The organism is Microbacterium enclense (assembly GCF_004022425.1).
GTDB classification, from domain to species: domain Bacteria; phylum Actinomycetota; class Actinomycetes; order Actinomycetales; family Microbacteriaceae; genus Microbacterium; species Microbacterium enclense_A.
Window position 1 is genome coordinate 1 of sequence record NZ_RBZY01000048.1, and the last position, 23,607, is coordinate 23,607.

Annotated in this window: 22 protein-coding genes; 10 read left to right on the forward strand and 12 right to left on the reverse strand. The window is 69.9% G+C overall.

The window, feature by feature from the left end; genetic code table 11:
• Positions 1-563, reverse strand: a 563-nt coding sequence (locus D8Y23_RS12620; RefSeq protein WP_128218480.1) for a Pr6Pr family membrane protein, incomplete at its 3' end; no start/stop codon positions are given.
• 96 nt (positions 564-659) lie between these two features.
• On the opposite strand from D8Y23_RS12620, the gene D8Y23_RS12625 reads away from it, so the two are divergent.
• Positions 660-1,154 carry a hypothetical protein gene (locus tag D8Y23_RS12625; protein ID WP_128218481.1) on the forward strand — a complete coding sequence of 165 codons (495 nt, stop codon included), beginning with the start codon at positions 660-662 and terminating at the stop codon, positions 1,152-1,154.
• Positions 1,155-1,178: 24 nt separating this feature from the next.
• On the opposite strand, the gene D8Y23_RS12630 is transcribed toward D8Y23_RS12625, so the two are convergent.
• The 3 genes from D8Y23_RS12630 to zapE all read right to left on the reverse strand — a co-directional run bounded on the left by D8Y23_RS12630 (position 1,179) and on the right by zapE (position 4,266).
• Entirely contained in the window at positions 1,179-1,691 is a 513-nt protein-coding gene (locus D8Y23_RS12630) for a type II toxin-antitoxin system PemK/MazF family toxin (protein WP_128218482.1), read from the reverse strand.
• 94 nt (positions 1,692-1,785) lie between these two features.
• A complete protein-coding gene (locus D8Y23_RS12635) occupies positions 1,786-3,060 on the reverse strand; it encodes an ammonium transporter (RefSeq protein ID WP_128218483.1) in 1,275 nt (424 codons plus the stop codon).
• 168 nt (positions 3,061-3,228) lie between these two features.
• Entirely contained in the window at positions 3,229-4,266 is a 1,038-nt protein-coding gene (gene zapE / locus D8Y23_RS12640; protein ID WP_128218484.1) for a cell division protein ZapE, read from the reverse strand.
• A 118-nt stretch (positions 4,267-4,384) separates the two neighbouring features.
• Between zapE and D8Y23_RS12645 the strand changes: the two genes are divergently transcribed.
• Both D8Y23_RS12645 and D8Y23_RS12650 read left to right on the forward strand, forming a co-directional pair.
• The gene (locus D8Y23_RS12645; protein ID WP_128218485.1) at positions 4,385-5,287 is read left to right on the forward strand and encodes a sulfurtransferase; all 903 of its coding nucleotides are present in this window, start codon (positions 4,385-4,387) and stop codon (positions 5,285-5,287) included.
• Positions 5,288-5,321: 34 nt separating this feature from the next.
• A complete protein-coding gene (locus tag D8Y23_RS12650) occupies positions 5,322-5,762 on the forward strand; it encodes a SufE family protein (RefSeq protein WP_128218486.1) in 441 nt (146 codons plus the stop codon).
• Positions 5,763-5,766: 4 nt separating this feature from the next.
• Here D8Y23_RS12650 and D8Y23_RS12655 read toward each other — a convergent pair whose 3' ends face one another.
• The gene (locus D8Y23_RS12655) at positions 5,767-6,975 is read right to left on the reverse strand and encodes an alpha/beta hydrolase family protein (RefSeq protein ID WP_128218487.1); all 1,209 of its coding nucleotides are present in this window, start codon (positions 6,973-6,975) and stop codon (positions 5,767-5,769) included.
• A 25-nt stretch (positions 6,976-7,000) separates the two neighbouring features.
• On the opposite strand from D8Y23_RS12655, the gene D8Y23_RS12660 reads away from it, so the two are divergent.
• From D8Y23_RS12660 to D8Y23_RS12675, 4 genes are all read left to right on the forward strand, one after another.
• Entirely contained in the window at positions 7,001-7,591 is a 591-nt protein-coding gene (locus tag D8Y23_RS12660) for a DUF3000 domain-containing protein (RefSeq protein ID WP_164878232.1), read from the forward strand.
• Complete coding sequence (locus D8Y23_RS12665) at positions 7,584-8,780, forward strand: ribonuclease D (protein WP_128218489.1); 1,197 nt, start codon at positions 7,584-7,586, stop codon at positions 8,778-8,780. Before D8Y23_RS12660 ends, D8Y23_RS12665 begins: the two co-directional genes overlap by 8 nt.
• 71 nt (positions 8,781-8,851) lie before the next feature.
• The gene (locus tag D8Y23_RS12670; RefSeq protein WP_128218490.1) at positions 8,852-10,060 is read left to right on the forward strand and encodes a thiolase family protein; all 1,209 of its coding nucleotides are present in this window, start codon (positions 8,852-8,854) and stop codon (positions 10,058-10,060) included.
• Entirely contained in the window at positions 10,057-12,195 is a 2,139-nt protein-coding gene (locus D8Y23_RS12675; RefSeq protein ID WP_128218491.1) for a 3-hydroxyacyl-CoA dehydrogenase NAD-binding domain-containing protein, read from the forward strand. The genes D8Y23_RS12670 and D8Y23_RS12675 overlap by 4 nt, the downstream gene beginning before the upstream one ends.
• Before the next feature lie 148 nt (positions 12,196-12,343).
• Here D8Y23_RS12675 and dxs read toward each other — a convergent pair whose 3' ends face one another.
• The 5 genes from dxs to dut all read right to left on the reverse strand — a co-directional run bounded on the left by dxs (position 12,344) and on the right by dut (position 19,230).
• Positions 12,344-14,293: a 1-deoxy-D-xylulose-5-phosphate synthase gene (dxs, locus tag D8Y23_RS12680; protein WP_128218492.1), complete on the reverse strand. Its 1,950-nt coding sequence runs from the start codon at positions 14,291-14,293 to the stop codon at positions 12,344-12,346.
• A gap of 156 nt (positions 14,294-14,449) precedes the next feature.
• Entirely contained in the window at positions 14,450-17,290 is a 2,841-nt protein-coding gene (locus D8Y23_RS12685) for an aconitate hydratase (RefSeq protein ID WP_128218493.1), read from the reverse strand.
• Positions 17,291-17,423: 133 nt separating this feature from the next.
• A complete protein-coding gene (locus D8Y23_RS12690; RefSeq protein ID WP_128218494.1) occupies positions 17,424-18,173 on the reverse strand; it encodes a DUF3159 domain-containing protein in 750 nt (249 codons plus the stop codon).
• Positions 18,170-18,778 (reverse strand): DUF3710 domain-containing protein, encoded by a 609-nt coding sequence (locus D8Y23_RS12695; protein ID WP_128218495.1) that lies wholly within the window; start codon positions 18,776-18,778, stop codon positions 18,170-18,172. Before D8Y23_RS12695 ends, D8Y23_RS12690 begins: the two co-directional genes overlap by 4 nt.
• Positions 18,775-19,230: a dUTP diphosphatase gene (dut, locus tag D8Y23_RS12700; RefSeq protein WP_205797154.1), complete on the reverse strand. Its 456-nt coding sequence runs from the start codon at positions 19,228-19,230 to the stop codon at positions 18,775-18,777. Before dut ends, D8Y23_RS12695 begins: the two co-directional genes overlap by 4 nt.
• Before the next feature lie 12 nt (positions 19,231-19,242).
• On the opposite strand from dut, the gene D8Y23_RS12705 reads away from it, so the two are divergent.
• Complete coding sequence (locus tag D8Y23_RS12705; protein WP_128218496.1) at positions 19,243-19,734, forward strand: DUF3093 domain-containing protein; 492 nt, start codon at positions 19,243-19,245, stop codon at positions 19,732-19,734.
• Here the strand turns inward: D8Y23_RS12705 and D8Y23_RS12710 are convergent.
• Positions 19,709-20,002 carry a DUF4193 domain-containing protein gene (locus D8Y23_RS12710; protein ID WP_128218497.1) on the reverse strand — a complete coding sequence of 98 codons (294 nt, stop codon included), beginning with the start codon at positions 20,000-20,002 and terminating at the stop codon, positions 19,709-19,711. The two genes, D8Y23_RS12705 and D8Y23_RS12710, sit on opposite strands and share 26 nt — an antisense overlap.
• A 211-nt stretch (positions 20,003-20,213) precedes the next feature.
• Between D8Y23_RS12710 and sepH the strand changes: the two genes are divergently transcribed.
• Positions 20,214-21,263, forward strand: coding sequence for a septation protein SepH (gene sepH / locus D8Y23_RS12715; protein ID WP_128218498.1), 1,050 nt, complete (start codon positions 20,214-20,216; stop codon positions 21,261-21,263).
• Positions 21,264-21,273: 10 nt separating this feature from the next.
• Here the strand turns inward: sepH and D8Y23_RS12720 are convergent, their stop codons facing one another.
• Positions 21,274-22,401 (reverse strand): alkaline phosphatase family protein, encoded by a 1,128-nt coding sequence (locus tag D8Y23_RS12720; protein WP_128218499.1) that lies wholly within the window; start codon positions 22,399-22,401, stop codon positions 21,274-21,276.
• Between the two features lie 71 nt (positions 22,402-22,472).
• Between D8Y23_RS12720 and D8Y23_RS12725 the strand changes: the two genes are divergently transcribed.
• Positions 22,473-23,607 (forward strand): DNA gyrase subunit A (locus D8Y23_RS12725; RefSeq protein ID WP_275087510.1); only part of this gene is annotated, 1,135 nt, incomplete at its 3' end.

A 23,607-nucleotide genomic window follows, 5' to 3' on the forward strand; every position in this document is an offset into this window, starting at 1 on the left:
CCCGCCAACAGGGCGGCGTATGCGACGACGCCGGCGTAGCTCCCGACCCACTCGGGGTCGAAGAAGACGTACGGGTACCAGTTCAGCGCCTGCCCACGCACAACGGTCAGGATGGCGTATGCGAACGGGTAGACGAGCGTCCACAAAGACACCCGAAGAGGTAATCGGAGTCGCCCGGGGAGGAACAGGAAGTCGATGATCGCGTAGACGGGTACGACGAAGTGCAGGATCCGGGACGACAGCGGGACGAGGAACGGCAGGTCGCTCAGCCCCGCCGTCTCCATCAGAATCGCGAAGGTCGCACCGGAGATGATCAGGTAGCTCGTGATGATCACGCGGAGCGTCGTGAGCCAGGCTCGTTCACGGACTCGGAGGATTGCCCGGATGATCAGGAGGGTGGTCAGAAGAGCGAACGCGATGTTCGATTGAATGGTGAAGTAGCTGAGGAGATTGGTGGCTCGACAGGTTTGGGTGGCGAAGACGCAGTCGGCGCGCGAGATCAGCGCCCATCCGGTCGTGACGAGCGCGGCGAGGCGGGCGGAGATGACGATGACGCGAATCACGGGACCGGACGACAGGAGAGTGGTCGTGTGAGGGCGCGCCCCTCCGGTCGATCGGTTCGGCGTCTGTCCCCGCACGGCTCTGAGCCTAGGCGACGGATGCTCGCTCTGGCGGTCGTCACCGTGACGCTGTCGCTCTCCGGATGCGGACCCGCTCCCTCGGCATCCCCCGCTCCGTCGCCGTCGCCGACCCGCACTACCGGGCCGGGCGGCTACGACGACCTGGCGCAAGCCTGCACCGCGATCGCCGATGATCTGATCACGCTGCGCACGATCAGGGGATCCGTCGAGATCGGGGTCGACCGGGACGGCGGGGAGGCCATCCTCGAGAGACTCGACGAGATGAGGTCGCTCGCCCCGTCGTCGTTGAGCGGCGCCTACCGGTCCGTCGAGACCGCGATCGAGCGCCTCGCGTCGCAGGTCGACGCGTCGCCTACGCCGACGCCGACGGCCACCGAATCGGGGGCGCCGGAACTGCCGCAGAAGGCGACCCCGACCCCCACGTCCACGCCGCAGGGGTCGATCTCGGACATCGTCGACTCTGCCACCGACGACATCACCGCGTGGCTGAGGAACAACTGCGACGGATCCTGAGGAGCCCGCGAGACGGGCCCTGCCCTACGCCCAGCCGTACCGGGCGCGGAGCGCGGATGCCACGGCGTCGAAGCGGCGGCGGTCCAGAGCCGCGGCCTCGCGGCGCGTGCCGGCGTCGTGCACGAGGTAGAGCTGCTCGATGTCGACCCACGACGGGCGCCGCTGCGGGTCCCACTCCCCCGTGCCGAGCGCCAGGTAGTCGCGGTCGCCGGCGTGCGGCTTGCTGGTCAGGCGCACGGCGTAGGAGCGAGTGGCATCCGCTCGTCCGATGACGAGCACGGGGCGGTCCTTGCCGCGTCCGTCGCGCTCTTCGTACGGCACCCAGGTCCAGACGATCTCGCCGCCGTCAGGGGCACCGTCGCGTTCCGGCGCGTACGACAGCGTGAGCCGGCGCGGGGGTGCGACCTCGATCGTGGCGGTCTCACCGGCGTCGGCGCCGGGCCTGACCGTCGCCGTGCCGGCGCGCGCGGGCCCAGCCGGGGCGGTCGGTCGGAAGGCCCGCAGGAGGGCGGAGACGAGGCGCGAGGCGGTTCCCATAGCCACACCCTATGCACAGCGTGACCGGCCCCCTGCACACGACGAACGGGGCGCCACGGACGAATCCGTGACGCCCCGTCGGTCGGGTGACGCGTCAGCCGCGGCTGTCGGTGAGGACGTAGCCTTCCTCGCCGTGCACGACCGTGTCGATGCCGGCGACCTCGTCCTCGTTCTTCACGCGGAAGCCCATCGTCTTCTCGATCGCGAAGCCGATGACGTAGGCGAGCACGAACGAGTAGATCAGCACCGCGAAGGCGGCGATGGCCTGCACGAGGAGCTGGGTGAGCTCGCCGCTGTAGATGAGGCCCGTGCCGTTGGCGAAGATGCCGAGGTACAGGGTTCCGATGAGACCACCGACGAGGTGGATGCCGACCACGTCGAGCGAGTCGTCGAAGCCCAGCTTGAACTTGAGCTCGATCGCCAGGGCGCAGACGGCACCGGCGACGAGGCCGAGCACGATGGCCCAGAACGGCGTCAGCGACGCGCACGCCGGGGTGATGGCGACGAGACCCGCGACGGCGCCCGAGGCGGCACCGACCGAGGTGGGCTTGCCGTCCTTGATCTTCTCGACGATCAGCCAGGCCAGCAGGGCCGCGGCGGGAGCGGCGATCGTGTTGACGAAGGCGAGGGCGGCGGTGCCGTCCGCAGCGAGCTCCGAACCGGCGTTGAAGCCGAACCAGCCGAACCACAGCAGGCCCGCGCCCAGGAGGACGAACGGCGGGTTGTGGGGGACGTGCGCGCCCTTCTGGAAGCCGACGCGCTTGCCGAGCACCAGGGCGAGGGCGAGGGCTGCGGCACCGGCGTTGATGTGGACCGCGGTTCCACCGGCGAAGTCGATCGCGCCGACGCCGAAGACTTCCTGCATGCCGTGGGTGATCCAGCCGCCGTACGAGAACGAGGCGTCGTCGGCGAGGCCGAAGTTGAAGACCCAGCTGGCGACGGGGAAGTAGACGATCGTCGACCACAGGAACGCGAAGACCATCCACGAACCGAACTTGGCGCGGTCGGCGATGGCGCCGGAGACGAGTGCGACGGTGATGATCGCGAACGTGGCCTGGAAGGCGACGAAGGCGAGCGGCGGGTAGGCCGCGCCCTCCGGGGTCTCGAGCACGCCGGACAGGCCGAGCTCATTGAAGTCGATCGCCCAGGGGAACTGGGTGGTGCCCTCCTCCGTGGCGGGGAAGGCGATCGCGTAGCCGTACAGCACCCACAGGACTCCGATGAGTCCCATGGCGCCGAAGCTCATCATCATCATGCTGATGACGCTCTTGGCCTTGACGAGTCCGCCGTAGAAGAACGCGAGTCCTGGCGTCATGAGCAGCACGAGTGCCGCTGCTATCAGGATGAATGCGGTGTTGCCTTGATCCATCTCGAAGAGAACCTCTCTGCAGGGACGCAGGTGTAGCGTCGGGTCCCCCCAGTGTTCCCAGCCCCGGTTTCCATCGGCGTTCGACTCGTGTTTCGAACGCGTTACAGCGAACGAGACCGTGTAAACATCGCGTTTCGCGGTGCCGCGAACCGGCGATGAAACGCTGCGTCAGGAGTGCGTGAGGGCCACGAGACGTGACACGGCGCGCAGGTACTTCTTGCGGTAGCCGCCCGCGAGCATCTCGTCCGCGAACACCGTGTTCAGCGGAACCCCGGTGGCTCGGATCGGGATCTGCGCGTCGTATGCGCGGTCGACGAAGGCGACGAGTCGCAGCGCGGCCGACTGGTCGTGCAGCACCCGCACGTCGCGCAATCCGATGGTGTCGACGCCGTCGATGAGGCGGATGAAACGCGACGGGTGCACGCGCGCGAGGTGCCCCACGACCCCGATGAACTCGTCGTCGGTCGCGACGCCGCGGGCAGCGGCATCCTGAATCGCCTCCGCGTACTCCGCGTCGGAGAGGACACGGGCCTCGCCATCGATCGCGCGCTGACGGAAGTCGGTGCCGTCGATGCGGATCGTGCGGAAGCTGTCGGCCATCGACTGGATCTCGCGCAGGAAGTCCTGGGCGGCGAAGCGACCCTCGCCGAGCGCGTTCGGCGGCGTGTTCGAGGTCGCCGCGAGACGGGTCCCGGATGCCACGAGCTCGCCGAGGAGGCGGGTCATGACCATCGTGTCGCCCGGGTCGTCCAGTTCGAACTCGTCGATGCAGAGGAGGTCGGAGCCGCGGAACAGCTCCACGGCCTTGGCGTAGCCGAGGACGCCGACGAGCGCGGTGTACTCGATGAAGGAGCCGAAGTACTTCCGGCGGGCCGGCATCGCGTGGTAGATCGCGGCGAGCAGGTGGGTCTTGCCGACGCCGAATCCACCGTCCAGGTACACGCCGGGCTTGACCGGCGGCGCCTTCTCGGCACGGCGGAAGAAGCCGCCCTTCTTCGCCGGGGCGCTCTGCCCGCTCGCGAAGACCTGCAGCGACTCCTTGGCCTCCTTCTGCGAGGGGTACGCGGCATCCGCCCGGTACGACTCGAAGGTCGCGCCGTCGAACTGCGGAGGCGGCACGAGCGCGCTCACCATCTCCGCCCCCGAGATGGCCGGCTCGCGGTCGAGGAGGTGCACGACACCGGTCGTCGCGGGCGTTGAGGTCATGGCCGTCCTGTGTCGCAGTCTTACGGGAAGGTGCCTGCTTCGACGCGGCGGTCCTAGGGTCGAAGGTGCGGTGTCCACCCTACGCCGCCCGCTCCCCCACCCCGACCGAGGAGACACCGTGACCGTCGAGTTCGACACCACCTCCCCCAAGTTCGCCGCGTACGCCGAACCCGGCCGCCTCGTCACGGGCGAGTGGCTGCAGGAACGCCTCGGCCAGCCGGGTCTGGTCGTCGTGGAATCCGACGAGGACGTCCTGCTCTACGAGACCGGGCACATTCCCGGAGCGGTCAAGGTCGACTGGCACACCGAGCTCAACGACCCCGTGGTCCGCGACTACGTCGATGGCGAGGGCTTCGCGGAGCTGCTGAGCCGCAAGGGCATCTCGCGCGACGACACCGTGGTCATCTACGGCGACAAGAACAACTGGTGGGCCGCCTATGCCCTGTGGGTGTTCTCGCTCTTCGGGCACGAGGACGTGCGGCTCCTCGACGGCGGCCGCGACAAGTGGATCGCCGAGGGCCGTCCGTTCACCACGGACCGCACCGAGCGCGAGGCGACCGAGTACCCGATCGTCGAGCGCGACGACGCCCCTATCCGTGCGTATAAGGAAGACGTCCTCGCTCACCTCGGCAACCCGCTCATCGACGTCCGCTCCCCCGAGGAGTACTCGGGCGAGCGCACCTCGGCCCCGGCCTACCCCGAAGAGGGTGCGCTGCGCGCCGGTCACATCCCGAGCGCGCAGAGCGTGCCGTGGGCCAAGGCCGTCGCGGAGGACGGCGGCTTCAAGTCGCGCGAGGAACTGGATGCCATCTACCGCGAGGGCGCGGGGCTGAAGGACGGCGACAAGATCGTGGCGTACTGCCGCATCGGTGAGCGCTCCAGCCACACCTGGTTCGTGCTGAAGCACCTCCTCGGCTTCGACGACGTCCGCAACTACGACGGATCGTGGACCGAGTGGGGCAGCGCCGTCCGGGTGCCGATCGTCTCGGGCGCGGAGCCCGGCGAGGTGCCCGGTCGCTGAGCCGCGTGTCGGTGGGCGTGGGAGGATGGCCGTGATGTCCGAGACCACCCTTCCCGCCCGCCTCGCCGAGATCCGCGACGAGTTCCTCGAGCTTGACGAACCCGATCGCCTGCAGCTGCTGCTCGAGTTCTCGCAGGAGCTGCCCGACGTCCCCGCCGAGTACGCCGATCACCCCGAGATGTGCGAGCGCGTGGCCGAGTGCCAGTCGCCGGTGTACATCGTGGTGGACGTCGACACCGCGGGGCGCGTGGCGATGCACGCGACAGCGCCCGCGGAGGCGCCCACGACCCGCGGGTTCGCCAGCATCCTCGCGCAGGGGTTGACGGGGTTGTCCGTCGACGAAGTGCTCGCGGTGCCGGACGACTTCCCCCAGAGCATCGGCCTGACCCGCGCGGTGAGTCCGCTGCGGATCGCGGGCATGACGGGAATGCTCATGCGCGCCAAACGCCAGGTGCGCGCCAAGAGCGGCGTCTGACGCGCTACGCGACCGTCGTGAGTCCGTGCGCGCGCACCCAGTCCTGGATCGCACGCGTCCAGCGTTCCTCGTCGTAGTTCCACAGCTTCGTGTGGCGGGCGACGGCGAAGGTCTCCATCTGAACGAGGTCCGGTCGCGCGGCGGCGAGGGCGTGCGACGCGTCACTCGGGACGAACCCGTCGTCGTCGCTATGGAGGAGGAGCACGGGATGCCGCAGCTCGGCAGCGCGCGCGACGGCGTCGAGGCGGTCGAGCGGGATGGCGGAACCGCTCCCGGTGAGGACGGCACCCCAGTCGGAGTCGAGGATCTGCTCGGCGAACCCGAGCACGGGAGCGGGAAGGCGCATCAGGCCGCCCTGGTAACGCAGGACCGTGCGCCAGTCCGCGACCGGTGACTCCAGGACGAGTCCGGCGATGACGTCGCGGTGGGGCGACGAGAACTCGGTCTGCAGCGCGATCGCCCCGCCCATCGACCACCCCATCAGGAGTATGCGGCGGGCGCCCTGTCGACGGGCGTAGCCGATCGCCGCGTCGACGTCGCGCCATTCGGTCGCGCCGAGGGCGTACGTGCCGGTTCGGCTCCGCGGGGCTTCGCCGTCGTTGCGATAGGACACGACGAGGCTCGTGATGCCCAGGTCGTGGAAGACCGGCACCGCGCGCAGCGTCTCGGACCGCGTGGTGCCGCGACCGTGGATCTGGATGACCCACACGTCGCTGTCGACCGCGGCGGGAAACTCCCACGCCGGGCACGGGCCGACGGGGGTGCCGATGAGCGCGGTGCGAAACGGGAGCTGCAGGTCGTCGGGCTTGTCGTAGTACCAGCCGCTGAACGCGGCGGCGGGGGCGAGCTGTGCGTCGGCGGGGACGTGCGTGAGGAGCTTCCGCGTGACGCTCCCGTCGTCGTCCTTGACGACCGACCCGAGCCGCAGGTAGTCCAGGGTGCCGGTGGTGAACAGTCCGTACCGCCCGGGCAGCACGGTGTCGTCGGTACGGCCGAGCGTCACGGTCTGGGCCGCCGCGTCGAGGGCGAGCAGCTGCACGTCCGGGACGCGTCCCGCCGGGGTGACCACGGTACGCGCCATGCGCAACGAGACCGCGGCGAGCGCGGTCGCGCTGAATCCCAGGGCGGCGGTGAGCGCGGTGAGGACGATCCGCGCCGGTGCGGCCGCGGGGTGCGGGGCACGGCGCCTCGCGGCGCGCCTGGGAGCGTTCATCGAGGCCTCACTCTAGTCTGTGGCCGTGACTGACCCCCGCTCACCCGAGGCGGCAACCCCCTTCGCCCGGGCGGCCGACGAGTTGCGCGCGACCGAGTTCCGCGACGATCTCGTGGTGCGCGTGATCCCCTCGCCTTCGGGCCTGGCGCCGCACGCGTTGGCTCTGGCGGGTGACGTGCGGCCCGAGGCCCACGCGACGGACTCGCCCTTCGGGACGGGGCGCTTCATCCTCCTGCACGATCCGGAGGAACCCGAGGCCTGGGGCGGAGCGTGGCGCGTGGTGTGCTTCGCGCAGGCGCCGCTCGAACCCGAGATCGGGATCGACCCGCTCCTCGCCGACGTGGCGTGGTCCTGGCTCATCGACGCGCTCGATTCCCGCGGCGCGGACCGCCACTCCGAGTCGGGGACGGCGACCAAGACGCTGTCGACCGGCTTCGGCGCGCTCGCGGCGCAGGGCGAGGGGTCACAGATCGAACTCCGCGCGTCGTGGTCGCCGCGCGGTCCCTTTCGCCCGCACCTGGAGGCGTGGGCCGAACTGGTCTGCATGCTCGCCGGACTCCCCCCGGGGTCCGAGGGAGTTGCGGTCCTCGGAGCCCGGAGGCCCCCGCGTGGTTGAGTACACCGTCATCGAGGATGCCGCGGGCCTTGCCGCGGCGTCGCAGTCGCTGGCATCCGGGATCGGTCCCGTGGCCGTCGACGTCGAACGAGCCTCGGGTTTCCGGTACTCGCAGCGCGCCTACCTCATCCAGGTCTTCCGTCGCGAGACCGGGGTCTTCCTGTTCGACCCCTCGACGATCGAGGACTTCTCGCCGCTGCAGGAGGCGATCGGCGAGGTCGAGTGGGTCTTCCACGCGGCGAGCCAGGACCTTCCGTCGCTGCGCGAGCGCGGACTCGAGCCGCGCGAGATCTTCGACACCGAGCTCGGTGCGCGCCTGCTCGGTCACGAGCGGGTGGGCCTCGGCGCCGTCGTCGAGGAGACCCTCGGCATCACGCTCGCCAAGGCGCACTCCGCGGCCGACTGGTCGACGCGTCCGTTGCCGGCGTCGTGGCTCGAGTACGCCGCGCTCGACGTGGAGCACCTCGTCGACGTGCGCGACAAGCTCGCGGCCGAGCTCGACGAGCAGGACAAGACGGAGTTCGCGCGGCAGGAGTTCCAGGCGGTGCTCGAGCGGCTGCCGAAGCCGCCGCGCGACGACCCGTGGCGTCGCCTCAGCGGGCTGCACACCGTGCGCGGTCGTCGCTCGCTCGCGGTCGCCCGGTCGCTCTGGCAGGCACGTGAGGACTACGCCCGTGAGCAGGACGTCGCCCCCGGCCGTCTCGTGCCCGACCGTGCCCTCGTCGCCGCCGTGCTCGCCGACCCGCAGACAAAGCAGGCCCTGGCCGGCATCAAGGAGTTCAACGGGCGCGCGAGCCGCACGCAACTGGACCGCTGGTGGAACGCGATCGTGGCCGGACGCGAGGCCACGGACCTCCCGCCCGACCGGGTCCCGAGCGACACGCTGCCGCCGCCTCGCGCGTGGGTCGATCGCAACCCCGAGGCCGATCGTCGCCTGAAGGCGGCCCGACCGGCCGTCGAGGCGCGGGCCGAAGAGATGCGGATGCCGACCGAGAACCTCCTCACCCCCGAGACGTTGCGGCGAGTGGCGTGGACTCCCCCGGCGGAGGTCACGGCTGAATCGATCTCCGCAGCCCTCGCCGAGCTCGGCGCGCGCCCCTGGCAGATTGACCAGACTGCACAGGTGATCGCCGATAGCTTTGTAGCTTCCCTCAACGCCGATCCCGACGAGCCGGAACCCGCTTCGTAGGTTCGGACAACCGATTCCTCGCGCTGCGGCGCGTTTCCTAGGCTGGCTGCATCCCAAACAATGGAGGCAGAGTGGCCGAGATGTCGGACGTCTTCTTCGTCGACGGTATGCGTACCCCTTTCGGGCGCGCCGGCGAGAAGGGCATGTACTGGAACACCCGCGCGGACGACCTCGTCGTCAAGGCGATCATCGGGTTGATGGAGCGCAACGGCGAGGTGCCGAAGGACCGGATCGACGACGTGGCCATCGCCGCGACGTCGCAGACCGGTGACCAGGGCCTCACCCTCGGGCGCACGGCGGCGATCCTCGCGGGACTCCCGATGACGGTGCCCGGTCTCGCGGTCGAGCGCATGTGCGCCGGCGCGATGACCAGCGTCACCACGATGGGGGCCTCGATCGGCGTCGGCATGTACGACCTCGCCCTCGCGGGCGGCGTCGAGCACATGGGCCACCATCCCATCGGCGGCAACGCCGACCCCAATCCGCGGTTCGTCGCCGAGAAACTCGTCGACCCCGGCGCGCTGAACATGGGCGTGACGGCCGAGCGCATCCACGACCGGTTCCCGCACCTGACGAAGGAGCGTGCCGACCGGTTCGGCATGGCGAGCCAGCACAAGGTGCAGGCGGCCTACGAGGCGGGCAAGATCCAGCCCGACCTCGTGCCCGTCGCAGTGAAGGATGCCGAGGGTGCCTGGGGCCTCGCCACGGAGGACGAGGGGCGCCGCCCCGAGACGACCCTCGAGGGACTGGCATCCCTGAAGACGCCGTTCCGTCCGCATGGGCGCGTCACCGCCGGCACGTCCTCGCCCCTCACCGACGGTGCGACGATCAGCCTGCTCGCGGGCTCCGGCGCCGTGAAGGAGTTCGGTCTCGCGCCGAAGATGCGCATGGTCTCATTCGCGTTCGCCGGGGTGCAGCCCGAGATCATGGGCATCGGCCCGATCCCCTCGACCGAGAAGGCGCTGAAGAAGGCCGGACTCACGATCGACGACATCGGTCTGTTCGAGCTCAACGAGGCGTTCGCGATCCAGGTCATCTCGCTGCTGGATCACTTCGGCATCGCCGACGACGACCCGCGCGTGAACCCGTGGGGCGGCGCGATCGCCGTCGGCCACCCGCTCGCGGCATCCGGCGTCCGCCTCATGATCCAGCTCGCCGCGCACTTCGCCGAGCGTCCCGACGTGCGCTACGGCCTGACGGCCATGTGCGTCGGTCTCGGCCAGGGCGGCTCGGTGATCTGGGAGAACCCGTTCTTCGACGGAAAGAAGAAGCGCAAGTGACCGACTACACCTCGATCGACTTTTCCCCCCTCGACGGCCTCAGCGCCGACGAGGTGGTGACGCACTCCCCCGTCCGCGACGTGCGCCTGCCCTCGGGCAACGTCCTCGCGCTCGTCACGCTCGACAACGGGCGCGACCACACACGGCCCAACACCCTGGGTCCGGCGACGCTCGCGGAGCTCGGCCGCACGCTCGAGACGCTGAAGCAGCGGGGCGCGAAGGGCGAGATCCACGCGGTCGCGATCACCGGCAAGCAGTACATCCTCGCGGCCGGTGCCGACCTGTCCGAGGTCGCGAACCTCCCGTCCAAGGACATCGCGCGCCTCATCGCCCAGCGCGGGCACCAGGTGCTCGGCTCGCTGTCCGAGCTCGGCATCCCGTCGTTCGCGTTCGTCAACGGCCTCGCCCTCGGCGGCGGACTCGAGATCGCGCTGAACTCGACGTACCGCACGGTCGACGCGTCGGCCGCCGCGATCGCGCTGCCCGAGGTGTTCCTCGGCATCATCCCCGGGTGGGGTGGCGCGTACCTGCTGCCGAACCTCATCGGAATCGAGAACGCGCTCGAGGTCGTGGTGTCCAACCCCCTCAAGCAGAACCGAATGCTCAAGCCCCAGCAGGCTTTCGACCTCGGGATCATGGATGCCATCTTCCCGGCGGCCTCCTACCTCGAGGATTCGCTGCGCTGGGCCGATGGGGTGCTCACCGGTCGCGTCAAGGTCGAGCGGAAGAACGAGCCCGGCAGGATCGAGCGCCTCACGAAGTGGCCCATCGCGATCAAGGTCGCGCGCGGCATGCTCGAGTCCAAGATCGGCACCGTCCCCCGCTCCCCCTACGTCGCGCTCGACCTGCTCGACAAGGCCAAGAGCGGCACGAAGGCCGAGGGGTTCGCGCGCGAGGACGATGCTCTCGCCGACCTCATCGCGGGCGACCAGTTCGCGGCATCCATGTATGCCTTCGACCTCGTGCAGAAGCGCGCGAAGCGACCCGTCGGGGCTCCCGACAAGGCGCTCGCGAAGAAGGTCACGAAGGTCGGCGTGATCGGCGCGGGCCTCATGGCCTCCCAGTTCGCGCTGCTGTTCGTGCGGAAGCTGCGGGTCCCCGTCGTCATCACGGACCTCGATCAAGGACGCGTCGACAAGGGCGTGGCATCCATCCGGGAAGAGATCGGCAAGCTCGAGGCGAAGGGCCGGCTCGACGCCGACACCGCGAACCAGCTGCGCGCGCTCGTGCACGGCACGACCGACCGCGGCGAGTTCGCCGACTGCGACTTCGTCATCGAGGCCGTCTTCGAAGAGGTGGGCGTGAAGCAGGAGGTCTTCTCCGCGATCGAGAAGATCGTCTCGGACGACACGATCCTCGCGACGAACACCTCGTCGCTGTCGGTCGCCGAGATCGGGTCGGCGCTCGAGCACCCCGAGCGGCTCGTCGGCTTCCACTTCTTCAACCCGGTCGCGGTCATGCCGCTTATCGAGATCGTCAAGACGGATGCCACCTCCGACGCCGCGCTGTCGACGGCGTTCGTCGTGGCCAAGGGGCTGGGGAAGAACGCCGTGCTCACGGCCGACGCGCCCGGCTTCGTCGTGAACCGCCTGCTGGCCAAGGTCATGGGTGAGGCCGCGCGGGCCGTGTACGAGGGCACGCCGATCACGGTCGTCGAGAAGGCGTTCGCGCCGCTCGGGCTGCCGATGGGGCCGTTCCAGCTCATCGACCTGGTCGGGTGGAAGGTCGCCGCGCACGTGCAGGACACGATGGCGCACGCCTTCCCCGACCGCTTCTTCGCCTCGGAGAACTTCCACGAGCTCGCGGCCCTGCCCGAGGTCGTCGAGAAGGACAAGGGCGGTCGGGTGACCGGCTGGACCAAGGCGGCGCAAAAGGTGCTCGTCACCGGCAAGACCCCGGTCGCCGACGAGACGATCCTCGCCCGGGTGCAGGACGGCCTCGCGCAGGAGATCAAGATCATGCTCGACGAGGGTGTGGTCCCGGAGGTGCAGGACATCGACCTGTGTCTCATCCTCGGCGCCGGCTGGCCCTTCATCGACGGCGGCGCCTCGCCGTACCTCGACCGGGAGGGGGCGTCCGAGCGCGCCTTCGGCGACACGTTCCATCACCCGCCGATCCGGGGCATCGGCGCCTGAACCGACGAGAACGGCGCCGTCCCCCGCGGGGGGCGGCGCCGTTCGCGTGCGTGCGGGCCTGCGCTGAGAACAGGCTCCGCACCGAGAACAGGCCGAATCGGTGGATATCGGCCTGTTCTTGGCGCGTCCCCTGTTCTGGGAACCTGTGTCAGCGCTCGGCGTCGTCGCGCACGCGCGCGTCGGGCAGCCACACCGGCTCGGTCTGCCGGGCCATGGGGATGCGCGTCCCGAGGACCTGGGCCACCACGTCATGGGCGATCTTGGATGCCGTGAGCCCGGCATCCTCCAGGATCTGCTCGCGGGTGGCGTGATCGATGAACTCGTCCGGGATACCGAGCTCGTCGACGGCGGTGTCGACCCCGGCCTCGCGCAGAACCTGACGGACGCGCGTCCCGACGCCACCGACGCGGATGCCGTCCTCGATCGTGATCACGAGGCGATGCTCGCGCGCGAGGTCGACGATGGACGGCTGCACGGGGATGGCCCAGCGCGGGTCGACCACGGTCGCACCGATCCCCTGCGCGCGCAGGCGCTCGGCGACCTCCATCGCGAGGTGGACCATCGGACCGATACCGACGAGGAGCACGTCGTCGGACGAACCGCGCGCCAGGACGTCCACTCCGTCGGGCAGGCGTTCGATCGCCTCGAGGTCGGCCGGAACACCGCCCTTCGGGTACCGGACGACGGTGGGCGCGTCGTCGACGGCGACGGCCTCGCGGAACTCCTCGCGGAGCCGCGCGGCGTCGCGAGGAGCGGCGATCCGGATGCCGGGGACCAGCTGCAGCATCGCCAGGTCCCAGATGCCGTGGTGGCTGGGGCCGTCGGGGCCCGTCACACCGGCGCGATCGAGGACGAACGTGACGCCGGCCTTGTGCAGGGCGACATCCATCATGACCTGGTCGAACGCGCGGTTCATGAACGTCGCGTAGATGGCGACGACCGGGTGCAGCCCGCCGAAGGCCAGGCCCGCGGCGGAGGCGACGGCGTGCTGCTCGGCGATACCGACGTCGTAGACGCGTTCGGGGAATCGCTCCGCAAAGGACTGCAGACCGGTCGGCCGCAGCATCGCGGCGGTCATCGCGATGACGTCGTCTCGCTCGGCGCCCACCGCGGTGAGCTCCTCGGCGAAGACGTCGGTCCACTGGGTGCCACCGCCGGAAGCCAGCGCCTCGCCCGTGATGGGGTCGATCTTGCCGACCGCGTGGAACTGGTCGGCCGTGTCGCTGAGCGCCGGGGCGTAGCCGCTGCCCTTGTCGGTGATCGCATGGACGATCACGGGCGCACCGTACGACTTGGCGAGCTCGAGCGTCTCGATCAGCGTCTCGAAGTCGTGCCCGTCGATGGGACCGAGGTACTTGATGTCGAGGTTGCTGTAGAGCGCCTCGTTGTTGGTGAAGCGCGAGAGGAATCCGTGCGTGCCGCCGCGGACGCCCCGGTACACGGCGCGCGCCGCGGGCCCGAGACGCCGGAAGAGCGTGTCGGAACTGCGGTGCAGGTGGCGGTACGCCTCGTTCGTGCGCACCCGGTTGAGATAGCGCGCCATTCCGCCGATGGTGGGCGCGTACGACCGGCCATTATCGTTCACGACGATCACCAGGTTGCGGTCGTTGTCGTCGCTGATGTTGTTCAGCGCCTCCCACGTCATGCCGCCCGTGAGGGCACCGTCGCCGACGACGGCGATGACGTGACGATCGTTGCGTCCGGTGCGCGAGAACGCCCGGGAGACACCGTCGGCCCAGCTCAGCGAGCTCGAGGCGTGCGAGGACTCGACGATGTCGTGCTCGCTCTCGGAGCGCTGCGGGTAGCCGGCGAGGCCCCCGCGCGATCGCAGGTTCGCGAAGTCCTGTCGTCCGGTCAGGATCTTGTGCACGTACGACTGGTGGCCGGTGTCGAAGATGATCGGGTCGGCCGGGGAGTCGAAGACGCGGTGCAGGGCGATCGTCAGCTCGACGACGCCGAGGTTGGGGCCGAGGTGCCCGCCGGTGCGGGCGACGTTCTCGACGAGGAACGAACGGATCTCGGCCGCGAGCTGCGGCAGCTGATCGAGGGTGAGACCGTCGAGGTCACGGGGACCGTTGATGCCGGGTAGGAGAGCCATACGACTCCTCTCGTGCGGTGCGCGCGGAGCTCCGCGCGTCTGTCGATTCTAGTCTCGGGGGGTGCGACAGGCTCGGCAACGGCTTGCGCCCGGCTCACGCGGCAGGAAACGACAGCGCCCCGGGGGCCGTGGCTCCCGGGGCGCTGTCGGCGGGGATCAGACGAGCGAACGCAGCACGTACTGCAGGATGCCGCCGTTGCGGTAGTAGTCGGCCTCACCGGGGGTGTCGATGCGGACCACGGCGTCGAACGTCACGGTCTGCTTGCCCTCGGGCGAGAACTCGCTCGGCTCGGCGGTGACCTTCACCGTCTTGGGCGTCACGCCCTCGTTGAGCTGCTCGAGGCCCTCGATCGAGACGATCTCGGTGCCGTCGAGGCCCAGCGACTTCCAGCTCTCGCCCACGGGGAACTGCAGCGGGACGACACCCATGCCGATGAGGTTCGAGCGGTGGATGCGCTCGAAGCTCTCGGTGATGACGGCCTTCACGCCGAGGAGGTTCGTGCCCTTGGCCGCCCAGTCGCGGGACGATCCCGAGCCGTACTCCTTGCCGCCGAAGATGACCAGCGGGGTGCCCTGCGCCTGGTAGTTCTGGCTGGCGTCGAAGATGTACGACTGCGGTCCGCCGGGCTGCGTGAAGTCGCGGGTGTACCCGCCCTCGACGACCTTGCCGTCGTTGACCGCTGCCGTGAGCTCGTTCTTCAGCCGGATGTTCGCGAACGTGCCGCGGATCATGACCTCGTGGTTGCCGCGGCGCGAGCCGTAGGAGTTGAAGTCCTTCTGCGCGACCCCGTGCTCGGTGAGGTACTGCGCGGCGGGGGTGCCCGCCTTGATGTTGCCGGCCGGGCTGATGTGGTCCGTCGTGACCGAGTCGCCGAGCGTCGCCATCACGCGCGCACCGGTGATGTCGGAGACCGGCGACGGCTCCATCGACATGCCGTCGAAGTACGGTGCCTTGCGAACGTAGGTGGAGTCGGCATCCCACTCGAAGATCGGACCGGTCGGGGTCGGCAGGTTCTTCCAGCGCTCGTCGCCCTCGAACACGGTGGCGTACTGCTGGATGAACTGCTCGCGCGAGATCGACGCGTCGATGATCGACTGCACCTGGTCGGGGGCGGGCCAGATGTCCTTTAGGAAGACGTCGTTGCCGTTCTGGTCCTTGCCGAGGGCATCGGTCTCGAAGTCGAAGTTCATCGACCCGGCGAGAGCGTAGGCGACCACGAGCGGCGGGGATGCCAGGTAGTTCATCTTCACGTCGGGGCTGATGCGACCCTCGAAGTTGCGGTTGCCCGAGAGGACCGCCGTGACGGCGAGGTCGTTCTCGTTGATCGCCTCGGAGACCTCCTCGATGAGGGGCCCGGAGTTTCCGATGCAGATGGTGCAGCCGTAGCCGACGGTGTAGAAGTCGAGGCCCTCGAGCGCCTTGTCGAGGCCCGACTTCTCGTAGTAGTCGGTGACGACTTTCGAGCCGGGTCCGAGCGTCGTCTTCACCCACGGCTTGCGCTTGAGACCCTTGTCGACGGCGTTCTTCGCGAGCAGGCCCGCGGCGATCATGACCGAGGGGTTCGAGGTGTTGGTGCACGAGGTGATCGCGGCGAGGGTGACCGCGCCGTTGTCCAGCAGGTAGGACTGCCCCTCGGGCGTGGTGACCTTGATGGGCTTCGACGCGTTGGCGGGGTGACCGGAGGAGATGAGCACCTCGGGCTCGGCCACCTCGGCGGCCTCCTCGCCGGGCACGGAACCGGGGTCGGATGCCGGGAAGGTGCCGTCGAGCTCGAGGTCGACGACCGAATCGGAGGTCGACGTCCCGGCGTAGTTCAGGATGTCCTTCTCGAACTGCGTCTTCGCCTCGGACAGCAGAATGCGGTCCTGCGGGCGCTTCGGGCCGGCGATCGAGGGGACGACGGTCGAAAGGTCGAGCTCCATGTACTCGCTGAAGACCAGCTCGCGAGCCGGGTCGTGCCAGAGCTTCTGCTCCTTGGCGTACGCCTCGACCAGGGCGACGGTCTGCTCGTCGCGCCCGGTCAGGCGGAGGTACTCGAGCGTGACGTCGTCGATCGGGAACATCGCCGCGGTCGAGCCGAACTCGGGGCTCATGTTGCCGATGGTGGCGCGGTTGGCGAGCGGGACGGATGCCACGCCCTCGCCGAAGAACTCGACGAACTTGCCGACGACGCCGTGCTTGCGCAGCATGTCGGTGATGGTGAGGACGACGTCGGTCGCCGTGACACCGGCGGGGATCTCGCCGCTGAGCTTGAAGCCGACGACGCGCGGGATGAGCATCGACACGGGCTGGCCGAGCATCGCGGCCTCGGCCTCGATGCCGCCGACGCCCCAGCCGAGGACGCCCAGGCCGTTGACCATCGTCGTGTGCGAGTCGGTGCCGACGCACGTGTCGGGGTAGGCGCGCAGGACGCCGTCGACGGTGCGGTCGTAGACGACCTTGGCGAGGTGCTCGATGTTCACCTGGTGGACGATGCCGGTGCCCGGCGGGACCACCTTGAAGTCGTCGAACGCCGTCTGGCCCCAGCGCAGGAACTGGTAGCGCTCACCGTTGCGCTCGTACTCGATCTCGACGTTGCGCTCGAGCGCGTTCTCGCTGCCGAAGAGATCGGCGATGACCGAGTGGTCGATGACCATCTCGGCCGGGGAGAGCGGGTTGATCCGGTTCGGGTCGCCGCCGAGGGCGGTGACGGCCTCGCGCATGGTGGCGAGGTCGACGATGCAGGGGACGCCGGTGAAGTCCTGCATCACGACGCGGGCGGGCGTGAACTGGATCTCGGTGTCGGGCTCGGCATCCGGGTTCCACGACCCGAGGGCGCGGATCTGCTCCGCGGTGACGTTGGCACCGTCCTCGGTGCGGAGCAGGTTCTCGAGCAGCACCTTGAGGCTGAACGGGAGCTTCTCGTACCCGGCGACGGTGTCGATGCGGAAGATCTCGTAGTCGGTGCTGCCGACCGTCAGGGTGCTCTTGGCACCGAAGCTGTCAACCGTGGACACGATCGTCTCCTTCGTCGGCGTTTGCGCAGGCGTCGGCCCGCCTTCTCATCTTCCCCTCGCGGTGCGGAGGATGCCAGGAAGGCCGACCTAACCGCGGGAAAGCGAGATTTATCTTGATATCAAGATAAATATATCAGGCCTCGCGCCGCGGGGAGAGAGCGCGGACGGCGAGCCATGTCACCGCGAGCATCGGCGCGAACAGCGGCAGGCCCATGACGATCTTGAGGGTGCCGAGGGCGGTGACATCGCCCGCGAAATACAGCGGCAACTGCACGATCAAGCGCGCCGCGAACAGACCGGCCCAGCCCAGGGACAGCAGCGCGTAGACGCGTCGCTTGCGCTTGTCGCGGCGCCAGGCGGTCCCCTCGCCGACCAGGTAGCCCGCGATGAGGCCGATCAGCGGCCAGCCGACGAGGACGGAGACGAGGAACGCGGCCCCGTACGCGCCGTTGGTGAAGAAGCCGAAGACGAAGTTGTCCTGTCCGCGGCCCGTGAACAGGGCCAGGAGCGCCGCCGCGACGGTCGCGACGAGTCCGCCGATCGCCGCGCTCGGCGGCGACTTCGCGATCAGGCGCGCGATCGTGAAGACGAGGGCGAGCCCCACCGAGACGCCGAGGCTCAGCGGGAGGTTCCCCTGCCGCGTCTCGGGGTCGTTCGTCAGCGTGAACAGCACGACGAACGCCAGCGACGGCAGGACCGATTCCAGGATGCCGCGCACCCCGCCCATCGCCGCCCACACGGCCGCGCCGGTCGATGCGTGCTGTGACGGGTCGAGTCCCGCGCGCCGTGCCGCGCCCCCGAGAGCGGCCGAGACACTGTCGGCCGCGGAGGGAGGCTCGAGCGGAACGCGGTCGCCCTCGTCGGGGCGCGCGGAATCGGTCATGACGCGCCGGGGGCGGTCGGCATCCGCAGGGGGATCAGATCACGCGGCGGCATCGGCGAACCGCCGCGGACGACGACGATCGACCGGAAGAGGTCTTCGACCGCCGCGGCGGCCTCGATGTCGGAGGTCGCGGCTCCGCCGATGACACCGCGCAGGAACCAGCGCGGTCCGTCGACACCCACGAATCGGGCCAGGCGCTGGGTGGCGCCGTCCGCTCCGGCCACGACCGGCACCTCCGCGAGCAACTCGGGGCCGAGGGGACCCTCGCGCTCCTCGACGCGTCCGCCCTGCTGCTTGACCTGCTGGCGGATCTGGTCGCGGGTCTCTTCCCACAGGCCGCTGGTGCGCGGTGCCGCGAACGGCTGCACCTGCAGCGTGGAGTCGGCGTAATCGAGGCCGACGGCGACGATCCGCTTCGTCTGCTCCTCGACCTCGAGGCGCAGGTTCAGGCCCTCGCGCGGGAGGATCTTGATGCCGCCCAGGTCGATGTAGGGGCGGACGGCATTCGCCTCGGCCTCGTCGAACGGACCGGAGGTCTCGCGGTCCACCGGGCCGCTCTTGACGGGCGGTGCGGCCTCGGTGGGCTGGTCGGACTCTTCGGTCATCGGGTGCTCCCTGCAGGGGTCTGGTAGCCGCTGGATCCGAAGCCGCCTTCTCCGCGCACGCTGGCGGGGAGTTCGTCGACGGGGATGAAGCGCACGGGCGGAACGGGCAGGACGATCAGCTGCGCGATGCGGTCGCCGACCGCGATCTCGTAGGCCTCGTCGAGGTCGGTGTTGAGGAGGGCCACCTTGATCTCACCGCGGTAGCCCGCGTCGATCGTGCCGGGAGAGTTGACGATCGTGATGCCGTGCTTCGCGGCGAGACCGCTGCGGGGCACCACGAACGCGGCGTGTCCCTCGGGCAGGGCGATGCGGACGCCGGTGCCGACAAGAGCGCGCTGACCGGGCTCGAGACGCACCGCTTCCGCGGCCACGAGGTCGGCCCCGGCGTCGCCGGGGTGGGCGAAGACCGGAGGCTCGGATGCGACAATGAGGACGTCCACCGTTTCGGTCACCCCACGAGGGTAATGCAGAAGAGGGGGTGCGGCATCCGCACCGGAATCGAGTACCGCGAACGCCTGAGCCCGTCGCTGTGGGCGCTCGTCGCCGCGGCCGTCTGCGGCCCGATGGCGGCCCTGGTCTTCTCCCCCATCGACACGACGTTCGCTCTCGTCGTGGGGCTCGTCGTGGCCGTGGGGATCGTCGCGGGTCTCGTCGCCCTGTCGCCGGTCGTCGAGGTGCGCGACGGGGAACTGCGCGCCGGGCGGGCGCACATCCCCGTCGAGTATCTGGGGGTGCCCGCCGGGGTGGTGGCGGACGAGGCGCGAACGGCCCGCGGGAGTGGTCTCGACCGGCGGGCCTGGCATGTGATCCGGGGCGGGATCGACGGGATCGTCACGGTACCCGTGACCGATCCCGAGGATCCGACTCCGATGTGGGTGGTCTCCACCCGGACGCCGGACCGCCTCGTCGCGGCGATCCAGCGCGCTCAGGTCAGGCTGCGCACTCCAGGCAGATGAAGCCGGTGCCGCTCTCCTCGGCGATCTGCGAGCGGTGCTTCACCAGGAAGCAGTTCATGCAGGTGAACTCGTCTTCCTGAGGGGGCAGCACGACGACATCGAGTTCGATGTCGGACAGGTCGGCGCCGGGGAGTTCGAAGCCCGAGGGGTTGTCGGCATCCTCGCTGTCGATCGACCCCGAGGTCTTGTCGGGGACGCGCTCCTTCAGGGCCTCGATCGACTCGCTGTCGTCCTCGGTCTTGCGGGGTGCGTCGTAATCGGTGGCCATGCGTGAGGGTCTCTACTTCCGGTTTTTCGTGGTGCATCGCCCGAACGGGCGGCCATAGTTTGCATGACCCGACCTCGATAAGCAAATGCGCTTCTCGGGGAGTACGGGGGCTGCGACGCGTCAAACTCGCGGCGCGCCCGCGTTATTCCCGGCTCCGACCCCGGGGCCGTGTCAGCATGGGCGTCGACCGCAGATCGGAGGGGTGTTTCGCATGGAACAGCTCAAAGTCATCGGAACCGAGGATGACGTCCTCGTCGTCGCGACCGAGACGGGCGAACGATTCGCCCTGCCGCTCGACGAGGTGCTGCGCGCGGAGGCGCGCCGTGCGCGCCGTGGGCGCGAGCACGACGACGAGCGCGCACCCCGTCCGAGTCCCCGCGACATCCAGGCCCATATCCGCGCCGGACTCTCGGCGCGCGAGGTCGCGACCCTGTTGAACGCCCGCGTCGAGGACGTCGAACGTTTCGAAGGACCCGTTCTCGCGGAGCGGGAACACGTCGTCGCTCAGGCTCTCGCCGTCCCCGTGCTGCTCGGCGGCGCTCTCGAGCACGACGGCCCGGTCACCTTCGGCACGGCGGTGCGCGCGAAGCTCTTGGAGGCGGGCGCGTCGTCGGAGCGGTGGACGAGTTGGAAGGACTCGTCGGGCTGGATGATCAAGCTCGAGTTCACGGCGAACGGCATCGACCACGACGCCCGCTGGGGCTTCGATCCGCGCCGCAGCACCCTGTCGCCGCAGAACTCCGATGCCATCCAGCTCTCGCGCCAGGGATCGCTCCCGGAGGGCCTGATCCCGCGCCTGCGTGCACTCGACACCCCCCTCCCCAAGGACGACTCGCGCTTCGACAGCGGCGCTTTCGGACCCCGCCGTCTCGACATCGAGGATGAGCCGGGCGTCGAGGCGACCGGACCCGTGACCGCCGCGGTGCAGGCCGCGGCGATCAAGCGCGCGCCCGACGCCCCGGTGACCTCGTCCGAGACCGCCGACCTCCTCGAGGCCCTGCGGCGCCGTCGCGGCCAGCGCGAACCGCTGCCCGGCACCGCCGAGGCGCCGGAGCCCGAGCCGCGCACCCCCAGCGCGCCGGTGGCGCTCTTCGACGCCCTCGAGCCCGGGTACGAATCGGACGAGTTCGAGGCCGAGCCCGAACCCGAGCGCACCCCGGCTCCCACGGCATCCAGCGAATCCGGTCGCCGCGCGAAGGGGCGCCCGTCGATGCCGTCGTGGGACGAGATCGTGTTCGGAGCCCGCACCGACGAGAGCTGACGCGTCGTCGTCAGGCGAAGGCGCCGAGCCGCAGCAGCGGCACCGTGCGCTCCTCGTCGGTGAGCGACCCGTGCTGTCCGACCATGCGCTGCGGGCGTTTGTCGCTCTCGCGGTCGTCGTAGTAGGCGAAGCGGCCCCGCGCGGCGACGAGAACGTCGCCGATGCGCTCCCGCACCCCGGGGGCGACGGCGCCGAACAGACCCTCCGCGATCGCTTCCTCGCGCGTCAGGACCCACGCCCGCGCCTTCTCTCGCTCGCGCCACCGTGACGCCACGGCATCCGCTTCTCCGGGCGCGGTGTACAGGTGCAGCATGCGGGGCTCGCCGCCGACGATCTCGACGCCGTCGACGAGAGCGTCGCCGTGGCCGAGCAGCACGTGCTTGTGGGCGGGAACGTCCACCATGCCGTGGTCGGCGGTGACGAGGACACCCGTGCCGGCGTCGATGGCTCCCGCGAGGTCGCGCGCGGCGGCGTCGACGCGTTCGAGGGCGTCGGTCCACCGGTCGGATTCCCACCCGTCACGGTGACCGGCGGTGTCGAGGTCGGGCGTGTAGAGGTAGACGAGGGCACCGGGATGCCGGGCGGCGAGGTCGGCGGCGATGGCGGCGCGCTCACGCACGTCGGCGGCCGACACGAACTCCGCGCCGCGGAGCGTCGCCGCGGTGAAGCCGGTGCCGGTGTAGTCGGGACGCGAGACGACGAAGACCGGGCGCCCGCGCTCCGCCTCGGCCTCGAAGAGCGGCGTGCTGCGCTGCCAGCGGCGGGGGTCGAGGCCGTCGGTCTCCCAGCCGTGCAGCTGATTGGCGGCGATGTCGGTGCCGGGGATGCGCGTGCGGTACCCGACGATCCCGTGCTGTCCCGGTTCGGTACCGGTGAGCAGGCTGGTGAGCGCGGCGGCGGTCGTGGAGGGGAACACCGTGCGAGCGATGTCGCGGCGCGAACCGGCGGAGCCGAGGAATCGGGCGTGTCCGCGACGTTCGGCGAGGTTGTGCGCACCGAGACCGTCGATGACGAACACCACGGCACTGCGAGCGGGCGCCAACGAGTCCGACCGCCCATCGAGGGCGGCGATCGCCTCGGTCACCACACCGGTGAGGCTCCGGGCGCGCGGCGGGCCCGCCGGTAGGCTGGAAGACATCGGGGCCAGTCTTCCACACGACCTTCCGCCCCCGTCGAGATCGACGCCCGCCCGACCCGAGGCCCGCACCTATGCCCGATTCCCGTTCCTCCGCCGCTTCCCCCGCACCCGAGCGCATCGAAGACGTCGATGTCTCGGCCGAGATGCAGGGGTCGTTCCTCGAGTACGCCTACTCGGTCATCTACTCACGAGCGCTGCCCGACGCCCGCGACGGGCTGAAGCCGGTCCAGCGTCGCATTCTCTACCAGATGGCGGAGATGGGACTCCGGCCCGACCGCGGGCACGTCAAGAGCGCGCGCGTGGTCGGCGAGGTGATGGGCAAGCTGCACCCTCACGGCGACGCCCCGATCTACGACGCTCTCGTGCGGCTCGCGCAGCACTTCTCCTTGCGCGTGCCGCTCATCGACGGTCACGGCAACTTCGGGTCGCTCGACGACGGACCCGCCGCCCCCCGCTACACCGAGGCGCGGCTCGCCCCGCCCGCCCTCGCGCTCACGGAGAACCTCGACGAGGACGTCGTCGACTTCGTGCCCAACTACGACGGACAGTTCCAGCAGCCCGACGTGCTGCCCGCGGCCTTCCCGAACCTGCTGGTGAACGGCGCGACCGGTATCGCGGTCGGCATGGCGACGAACATGGCCCCCCACAACCTCATCGAGGTCGTGGGCGCGGCGACGCACCTCCTGCAGAACCCGGATGCCACGGTCGACGAGCTCATGGAGTTCGTTCCCGGACCCGACCTGCCCACGGGCGGCATCATCGTCGGTCTCGACGGCATCAAGGACGCCTACACGAACGGCCGCGGTTCGTTCCGCACGCGGGCGAAGGCATCGATCGAGTCGCTCGGTCCCCGCCGCACCGGCATCGTGATTACGGAGCTGCCGTACCTGGTCGGCCCCGAGCGGGTGATCGAGAAGATCAAGGATGCCGTTCAGTCGAAGAAGCTCGCGGGCATCGCGGACGTCACCGACCTCAGCGACCGCACGCACGGGCTGCGCCTCGTCATCGGTATCAAGACCGGGTTCGACGCGACCGCGGTCCTGGAGCACCTCTACCGGCTCACCCCGCTGGAGGACTCGTTCGGCATCAACAACGTCGCGCTCGTCGACGGGCAGCCGCAGACGCTGGGTCTGCGAGAAATGCTGCGGGTCTATCTCGACCACCGCACTCGCGTCGTCACCCGCCGCAGCGAGTACCGGCTCCCCC

Bases quoted from the DNA above. Each gene is read 5' to 3' on its own strand.
- D8Y23_RS12650 (WP_128218486.1), top strand. From the start codon at position 5,322: ATGTCCGAGACCACCCTTCCCGCCCGCCTCGCCGAGATCCGCGACGAG.
- dxs (WP_128218492.1), bottom strand. From the start codon at position 14,293: ATGGCTCTCCTACCCGGCATCAACGGTCCCCGTGACCTCGACGGTCTC.
- zapE (WP_128218484.1), bottom strand. From the start codon at position 4,266: ATGACCTCAACGCCCGCGACGACCGGTGTCGTGCACCTCCTCGACCGC.
- D8Y23_RS12710 (WP_128218497.1), bottom strand. From the start codon at position 20,002: ATGGCCACCGATTACGACGCACCCCGCAAGACCGAGGACGACAGCGAG.
- D8Y23_RS12655 (WP_128218487.1), bottom strand. From the start codon at position 6,975: ATGAACGCTCCCAGGCGCGCCGCGAGGCGCCGTGCCCCGCACCCCGCG.
- D8Y23_RS12690 (WP_128218494.1), bottom strand. From the start codon at position 18,173: ATGACCGATTCCGCGCGCCCCGACGAGGGCGACCGCGTTCCGCTCGAG.
- D8Y23_RS12705 (WP_128218496.1), top strand. From the start codon at position 19,243: ATGCAGAAGAGGGGGTGCGGCATCCGCACCGGAATCGAGTACCGCGAA.
- D8Y23_RS12695 (WP_128218495.1), bottom strand. From the start codon at position 18,778: ATGACCGAAGAGTCCGACCAGCCCACCGAGGCCGCACCGCCCGTCAAG.
- D8Y23_RS12625 (WP_128218481.1), top strand. From the start codon at position 660: ATGCTCGCTCTGGCGGTCGTCACCGTGACGCTGTCGCTCTCCGGATGC.
- sepH (WP_128218498.1), top strand. From the start codon at position 20,214: ATGGAACAGCTCAAAGTCATCGGAACCGAGGATGACGTCCTCGTCGTC.
- D8Y23_RS12720 (WP_128218499.1), bottom strand. From the start codon at position 22,401: ATGTCTTCCAGCCTACCGGCGGGCCCGCCGCGCGCCCGGAGCCTCACC.
- D8Y23_RS12635 (WP_128218483.1), bottom strand. From the start codon at position 3,060: ATGGATCAAGGCAACACCGCATTCATCCTGATAGCAGCGGCACTCGTG.
- D8Y23_RS12630 (WP_128218482.1), bottom strand. From the start codon at position 1,691: ATGGGAACCGCCTCGCGCCTCGTCTCCGCCCTCCTGCGGGCCTTCCGA.